This is a genomic window from Shewanella sp. 11B5, assembly GCF_002836795.1.
GTDB lineage: Bacteria > Pseudomonadota > Gammaproteobacteria > Enterobacterales > Shewanellaceae > Shewanella > Shewanella frigidimarina.
Genome location: NZ_PJAP01000386.1, coordinates 1 through 7,676, shown reverse-complemented (window position 1 = coordinate 7,676; position 7,676 = coordinate 1). Strand labels below are relative to the sequence as shown.

The 7,676-nt window shown below is 41.8% G+C and carries 7 protein-coding genes; 4 read left to right on the top strand and 3 right to left on the bottom strand.

The features are described from left to right. Positions 1-1,260, bottom strand: a 1,260-nt coding sequence (locus CXF78_RS08910; RefSeq protein WP_102036552.1) for a DEAD/DEAH box helicase, incomplete at its 3' end; no start/stop codon positions are given. Positions 1,261-1,536: 276 nt separating this feature from the next. Here CXF78_RS08910 and CXF78_RS08905 point away from each other — a divergent pair. Further along, positions 1,537-1,737, top strand: coding sequence for a hypothetical protein (locus tag CXF78_RS08905; protein WP_041412753.1), 201 nt, complete (start codon positions 1,537-1,539; stop codon positions 1,735-1,737). 12 nt (positions 1,738-1,749) lie between these two features. On the opposite strand, the gene CXF78_RS08900 is transcribed toward CXF78_RS08905, so the two are convergent. Continuing rightward, positions 1,750-2,235, bottom strand: a complete 486-nt coding sequence (locus tag CXF78_RS08900) for a GNAT family N-acetyltransferase (protein WP_180957094.1) — start codon at positions 2,233-2,235, stop codon at positions 1,750-1,752. Between the two features lie 312 nt (positions 2,236-2,547). Here CXF78_RS08900 and CXF78_RS08895 point away from each other — a divergent pair, with 312 nt between their 5' ends. Then, the gene (locus CXF78_RS08895) at positions 2,548-2,988 is read left to right on the top strand and encodes a DUF3429 domain-containing protein (protein WP_101086135.1); all 441 of its coding nucleotides are present in this window, start codon (positions 2,548-2,550) and stop codon (positions 2,986-2,988) included. Between the two features lie 82 nt (positions 2,989-3,070). On the opposite strand, the gene CXF78_RS08890 is transcribed toward CXF78_RS08895, so the two are convergent. Continuing rightward, positions 3,071-6,118 carry a transglycosylase domain-containing protein gene (locus CXF78_RS08890; RefSeq protein WP_102036550.1) on the bottom strand — a complete coding sequence of 1,016 codons (3,048 nt, stop codon included), beginning with the start codon at positions 6,116-6,118 and terminating at the stop codon, positions 3,071-3,073. 220 nt (positions 6,119-6,338) lie between these two features. On the opposite strand from CXF78_RS08890, the gene CXF78_RS08885 reads away from it, so the two are divergent. Both CXF78_RS08885 and CXF78_RS08880 read left to right on the top strand, forming a co-directional pair. Then, entirely contained in the window at positions 6,339-7,244 is a 906-nt protein-coding gene (locus CXF78_RS08885; RefSeq protein WP_374702277.1) for a DUF72 domain-containing protein, read from the top strand. A gap of 140 nt (positions 7,245-7,384) precedes the next feature. After that, positions 7,385-7,676: S4 domain-containing protein (locus CXF78_RS08880; protein WP_257984872.1), on the top strand; the 292-nt coding region annotated here is incomplete at its 3' end.

Below are 7,676 nucleotides of genomic sequence, written 5' to 3'. Positions count from 1 at the left end.
TTTTTTATCGCGTGAAGATGCCGCTAATGCCTTTTTACGTGCTTGTTGTTTTAATGCCGATTTAGTTGTTTTACGGGTAACTGGAGCAATTAAATCCAGATCTGGCTCAAAACCTGCCAGCCATTGCTGTGGTAAACGTCGGTCTAAAAAGGCTTCTAGTTTAGTTAATAACGGCTCGTCATCGATGCTTAATAACGTGATCGCTTGCCCTGCTTTACCTGCTCGGCCTGTGCGGCCAATTCGATGCACGTAGTCTTCAACTTGAAACGGTAACTCCATATTAACGACATAATTTAACTCGTTAATATCTAAACCTCTTGCAGCCACATCAGTTGCGACTAACGCGGTCACCTCACCGGCTTTAAATGCTGCTAACACTTGTTCACGTACTGCTTGAGATAAGTCAGCATGAAATGCTTCAGCTGCCACGCCAGCGTGTTTCATTTGCTTTACCAGTGCATCAGCACCTTGTTTGGTGCGGCTAAATATCAAGCTTTGCAGCCAACTTTCTTGGATAATTAAATGGCACAGCATGGCGCACTTTCGATTAGCGTCGACATTAAACACTCGCTCAACAATACTGCTGGCGGTGGTATTTCGCTGAGCCACTTCAATCACCTGTGGTGAGCGTAATAAGCGCCGACTAAAACTGAGCATTCGGTCATCTAAGGTGGCTGAAAATAATAACGTTTGCCGTGTACTTGGCAAGCGCTTAAGTACTTCGACAATTTCATCTTTAAAGCCCATGTCCAGCATGCGATCGGCTTCATCAAATACCAACTGAGTTAATTGTGATAATGACAACGCACGCTTACGCAGCAAGTCTAATAACCGCCCTGGAGTCGCCACCAAAATATGGGTGCCATTGGCTAACTGACGGATTTGTTCGCCAATGCTAACCCCGCCATAAACCATCACGCTAGTGACTGAACTGCCATAAGCATATTGCTCAATACTACTGTGCACTTGTTGGGCTAACTCTCGAGTTGGGACTAATACAAGCGCCGTTATCGGGGTCGAATTAATATGTTGAGTGTCTGGCTGAGCAGCTAGATTATCTTGATGAGTCAATAATTGATGCAGTAACGGTAATGCAAATGCAGCCGTTTTCCCAGTGCCCGTTTGCGCCCCCGCCATCACGTCTTTACCGCTTAAAATAACCGGAATTGCTTGTAATTGGATAGGCGTAGGTTGCTGATATTTTAATTCAGCTAGGCGATTAATCAATATGGGATGTAACGATAAATCTGCAAAAGACATAAAAACTCCAAACATGTGGATGCGCAGTTTATCACGCTCATTCAGATTAAAACAAAGGCTCTAGGTAATGCTTGCTTGAATTATCGTTCATTAAAATGGCTGGTAAATGTGATGCTCAACACATCTTAAGCAGGTCGTGCTTTTTGCGGCAGATAACACTTGACTAAAAAAGTAAGCCTTATACAATTTAAACATGCAAATAAAAAGCACGTTTAAATTTAACCACTAGATTGCATCACAATATTACACAATCAGATCCCATAACGAGGTATCACCATGAGTTTTTCAATTAGCGGTATTTTCAAGCCAGCCAAGCAAGCTGAACAGATTAGCAATGTGGCACCTACAGCCCAAGATACTACTGCAACAGAAATGAAAGCTGTAACAGAAAATGAAGTATCTCAGGCTGAAAATACTGCCAAAAAACAAGCTAATGGCGGCAGTTGTTGCGGTGGATGTGGTGGCGGTAATCATTAATCCACTAGAATACTAAACGTTACCACGTCTGAATAAACGTAAACTGTCTTTACTGATTAGTTGCGGATACTGCGCTGTAACGTCGAAAAATCCATTGGCATACGCTACTGCTACTGAGCCTTCGTTCTGTTTATTGATATAAGCAAAAACAGGGCTCGAAATAAATTGCTTTAAAAACATTTCCACAGCTTTGGTGGCAATGCCTTGGCCCCAATGTTCACGTCCAATCCAATAGCCAACTAAACGCATTTGCGGATCTGACTTTGCGGCTGCGTCGGTATTAATCCACGATAATACATTACCCACTAAAACATCATCTATCCAAATCCCTTGTGCTATCGCCTTTTCATTTGCTAATACTTTTTGCTGCCAATGCAGGTTAAAAGCTTTACGTTTACGCGGCACAAAGTCTGCCATTTTATTAGCAATAGGGTCGTTTTCAAATTCAAACAATATATCTAAATCTGCTTCAGTAATGGGATGAAGAGAAATATTCATTTCGGGTTCGCCTTTTCTATGTTGTGTCACCAAGATCATTTATATTATAGATAACCTCAGCTCTAATAAGAGATGGGATAAATCGTTAAAAACGGGTTTAATTCAAGTCTGCAATATCAAACTTGCCATGTGTTTTGCTAACAAGGCATATTGGACGTATCAATAGCTCGCCTATTGTAAGTCGATTAAACACTGATAGCGGAAATGCCTGTTTGATGACAGTTTATTATCCATAATTGAGGTTATATATTCTCATTCATCGACACGCTTGACGATGAGTAACCGTATCAACATGCATTAAAGGACTACAGGATGAAAAGCATTAAAACATGGCAATGGTTGGGCTTTGCTGGCCTTTTACCTTTTATTATTCTCAGTGTATTAGCCTTCAATCATAGCCTATTAGCACCCGAACATACTATGCTAGGGTTTGTTAGCTATAGCGCAGTGATTTTAAGTTTTGTTGCCGGTACTCTGTGGGGCAAAGCGGTTATATTAACCTTAGACGACAATATTGCTAAGTTACTCATCATCAGTAATATCATCGCACTCGCCTGTTGGATTGCACTGTTAACGCCGTTTGCATTATCCGCGCTAATCCTACTCGCCAGTGGTTATCTGTATTTATTGTATATTGAGTTTAAAGCCAAACAATTATCAACCACCACCAGCTACCTCACATTACGCACAATATTAACCAGTGCTGCTGTAGTATGCCACATTATTGTCATGCTCAGTCTTTTTAGCGTTTAACAACATGTTAACTCGAACAAAAAGCCCATGCTTTACAGCATGGGCTTTTTGTTTATTGCAGCAAGCTGACTGGCTTCATCATCTATAAACCGGTTTGACACTGTTCTTGCTGGTTTATCATGGGTGATAGAATCGGCATCATGCCTTTAAGTACTTGTAATGGCAGTGCTGAAGTAAAGCTAAAGTCGTCGGCTTTCTCCCCTGGCACAAATGCCGTTAAGGTACCAAAGTGACGATCGCCTAAATAGAACACAAATGTTGCAGTACGATTTATAGCGGTTGAAGACACTTTACGGCCATTACGAATTTCAGTCGCAATACGATTATCGCCGGTACCGGTTTTCCCCCCCATGACAATCATTTGGCCATTGCTATCCACTAAGCTGCCTTTGAGCCTTCTTGCTGTGCCATTTTCGACTACATTTGCCAATGCTTTTTTCAACGCTCGTGCAACTTCTTGGTGCATTACCCGCATAACAGTTTGTTTATTATTGGCCAATGTCACCTCATAAGGTGTGTCTTTGGCAAACTGCAGCTCATCAATTCTCACGGTAGGGAAACGATAGCCATCATTTTGAATAATACCCATTAACTCAGCCAATGCTGCAGGTCTGTCGCCCGAGCTGCCTAAAGCAGAGCCTAATGAAGGCACCATGTATTCAAACGGATAACCCATTCTCACCCAACGTTGATGAATACTTAAAAATGCTTCCACTTCTAACATCACCTGAATACGCACATCACGAGCATTTTGATGACGCGTTCTAAACAGCCAGCGATACACTTCTTGTAACTGCGGTTGTGCGTCTTCTAATACTTGAGTAAGGCCAGTTTCCGGATAGTCATTTAAATAGCGTAATACCCACAACTCTAACGGATGCACCCGTGCAATATAGCCTTGATCAGCTAAATTAAATTTTTCTTCGCCATATTTGTTGTACAGCACATTAATTTGTTTATCGGTAAAGGTTTTTGCTGGTAATCGCTGAGTTAAAAAAGCTGTTAACTCACGGGCGCCATCGTAAGGTTTTAAATAACGATAAACGGCCGTTAACTTGTGTTCTTGTTGTTGAATACCATCAAATAACACCTCAAGACGCTGCTCTGGTGCAAGCTGACGATATTTACGATAAAAACGTTTTACAAACGAACTGCCCTCACGCTTAGCAAATGCTTTGAGGTATTCTTCACGGCGCGGATCTTTGTCGTTACGCAATAGCTGCGACACACTGCCTTCACTGTTATAACTACTACTGTAATTAACAATGTCTTGCATTAAGCGCACAAAAGGCAAGTTTATCGACTCTTGCAATGCTTGATATAATGTTGGTACGCGACTGTTTTCTTTTTTATTAAAATTGTTAAATACATGCAAACCACCACCGGTGAAGAAACGTTCTTCTGGTGAAGCCGAATATTCGCGCTGCAGTGCAGCATCCAACATTCGGGTTAAATTACGGTCACGGGTGGTAATCAAATAATCGACCACCCAGCGCGTAATATGGTCTTTACGTTCCACATCCACTTGGCGTAAATCAGCCACCGTCATTGCAGAAAAACGCTGTTGTAATTCGGCAATAATGTCTAAATATGTCGCTAATACACGTAACTTAGCCGTTGAACCTAACTCCAGCTTACTGCCTTCATTAATATCAAACGGCTGATCAATACTGTCGGTTTGAATCCGCACCCTATTGGCACTGTCGGTACTTTCATACAAGGTAAAGCTGTACAACACTTTATCTAACTGCTGCACCGACAGTAAACGCTCACCCAGTAGTCCGATACGTTCAGCCGAACTGGGCTGAGCTAAACTACGTAAGTAATCGCTAACTTGTTGTTGCAAGTCACCATGGAAGGTACTGTTAATCGATAAATCATAGCGATCAAGATCAAACAAACTTAATCCCAACATACCCGCAGTGCGAATACGTACCGCATTAACCCCTTTATTGTTAGCGAGGTTAGTCGTCGCTAACTTACTGGCGTTAAATTGTAATGTTTGCTCAAGTGCCGACACCATCAATTGCGTTTCAATTAACCCATCACCGCCCAGTAAACGTAAATAGCTGTCTACTAACGATTCTAAATCATCATGACCTTGGCGTAAGTAATACGATGGCCGACGCTGAGCAATCATTAAAGCTACGATTTGACGAAATACCTTGCCACGCTCAGCAGCATTTTGTTGAGTATGACGACTCAAAAGCAATTGGTTAGCTTGATTAAAATCTGTTTTAAACCAGGCCCATAAACCATCACCAATACCGTGGACTTCACCAAAACCCGGAGCAGATGATAATGGCACTGTGTTGAGATAATCTTGTACGATGCGTTGGCGAGCGCCAACGGTGCTTTCACCTTGCTGATACACTCGTACAATGGCCGAACCAATTTGTAATAACTTATCTTTAATACTCAAGGTTAAGCCGTGGTTAGAATGCCTGAATTTTTCAATTTGGGTGGCCAAAGTACTGCCACCCGCTTTAGACATATCAGCCCCAAAAATACCCGCTACCTGACTGGCGGCAGCCAGCACAAATCGAGGCCAGTCAACAACGGGGTTGTAGTTAGCTTCTGGACTCAACATTTCACGATTTTCGATAAATAATAAGGTATTGATGATTTGATCTGGGATTTTATCTTGGTCTTGATACACACGTTTAGGATAGGAGAAATCGAATACCGTCATGTCGCGGCAATCTTTAATTGCTAAACCAGATTGGGCTTTTTCATGATACGGAGGGAAAAAACCAATATTGGTATAATCCATCAACATTGGTGAAAATGCCACCTGCTGAGTGATTTGATAATTACGCTCAATAAGACGCGCTATTTTCTGCGGTAATTGGCTATAACCATGGCGGTCATCAAAGGGACCGTACTTAGGATAAATCACCGCATCGCTGCGATAATCACGTACTTTATAGGTTAATTTAGTGGCATATTGATGTAAAAAATAAGATTGATAATACGATGTCCGCACCTCAAACTCGATCAGATAAGCTGTTGCTAACAATAATACGATCAATAACCAACCCGCTTTACTGCGACGAACCTGAGCCGGTTTGGCGGAAGATGCATTAGGTCGATAATTATCAAACTGACTGTCTGTATGTGGACTAGACACAAACTCTCCATCTAACGCATAAAATCACAATAACGCACCATTTAACTTTTGGTTGAGATGTTCAATACATCGCGTAACTAATTGTGATAATTTTATCAGATGGGTAAAGCCATTAGATATAGACAAAATAACTAAATGTTGTTTTTTAGCCTATTAAAGACCTTATTGCCACAATATCGATATTTTTATATGAAACACTTACCCAAGTTTAAGGATTGTTTTGGACAACAGCACTTCAACAGCGACTATTGATCCGCCATTAAGATTAGGTTTAGCCATGTGGTCACAAAACCAATGGCAACAAACCGTTTATGGCAATAGCCAGGCACATCGACTGGCACGTTATGCCGAAATATTTAATACCGTCGAGGGCAACACTACTTTCTATGCCACGCCGTCGTTACAGAATGTACAAAATTGGTACGCTGCAACGCATGACGAGTTTAAATTTACCTTTAAACTGCCCAAACACATCACCCATGAATTACAGCTCCAACATGCAGGCCCAGCGCTACAACAATTCTTTAGCATAATGGAGCCCCTTATTAACCGAACCGGAGTGTGGAAAATTCAACTTCCCGCCAGTTTTGGGCCACAATCTTTGCCACAATTAGCACAGTTTTTAACTCAAGTGCCACAAGGCCTAACCTATGGTGTAGAAGTTCGTAACAGTGCCTTTTTTGCTAAAGGTGAAGCAGAACAAGCATTAAACCGCTTATTAATCGACAATAACTGCAATCGTATCATTATGGACACGAGGCCTGTTTTTGCAGCAGCGCCAACAACCGCAGCAGTGATAGATGCCCACCAGAAAAAGCCAAAAGTGCCAGTACACGCCATTGCAACCGCACACAATCCTGTGGTGCGCTTTATTGGTCATCCGCAAGCGGAAGCCAATATACATTTTTTCCAAAACTGGCTAAAACAACTGCCTTTATGGATCGCGCAAAATAAACAACCCTATTTATTTATCCACACTCCAGACAATCACAATGCACCGCAATTAGCGGTCGATTTGTATCGTTTACTGCAACAGCAGTTGGCACAAAGTACATCTGCATTGGCCGACATTAATCTATTACCTCAACAACAGCACACCACAACTCAAATGGGTTTTGATTTGTGATACCCATCTATATGCATAGGTAACCTCAAGGACTGATAATAAACGTTTATCAAACCGCTCTCGGTCCTACAATTTTATGATATTATCTGCGCCGATCCAGCCTGCCTTCGCAGCGCGTTTATGTTGATAAAGGAACCACCATGAGTGAATCTGCAACCCGTCTAAATAAGTACATTAGTGAGAGTGGTATTTGCTCACGTCGTGAAGCAGATCGCTATATTGAGCAAGGTAATGTTTTTATCAATGGTAAACGCGCCAAAATTGGTGATAGCGTCGAATTTGGCGATAAAGTCAAAGTGAATGGTCATGATATAGCCCCCCGAGACGAAGCCGATCTGGTTTTTATTGCCCTTAATAAACCGGTAGGTATTGTTAGTACCACCGAAAATACCGAACGCGATAATATTGTCGATTTTGTTAATCACAGCGAAC

Coding starts and splice junctions, on each gene's coding strand:
- CXF78_RS08895 (WP_101086135.1), top strand. CDS start 2,548: ATGAAAAGCATTAAAACATGGCAATGGTTGGGCTTTGCTGGCCTTTTA.
- CXF78_RS08905 (WP_041412753.1), top strand. CDS start 1,537: ATGAGTTTTTCAATTAGCGGTATTTTCAAGCCAGCCAAGCAAGCTGAA.
- CXF78_RS08900 (WP_180957094.1), bottom strand. CDS start 2,235: ATGAATATTTCTCTTCATCCCATTACTGAAGCAGATTTAGATATATTG.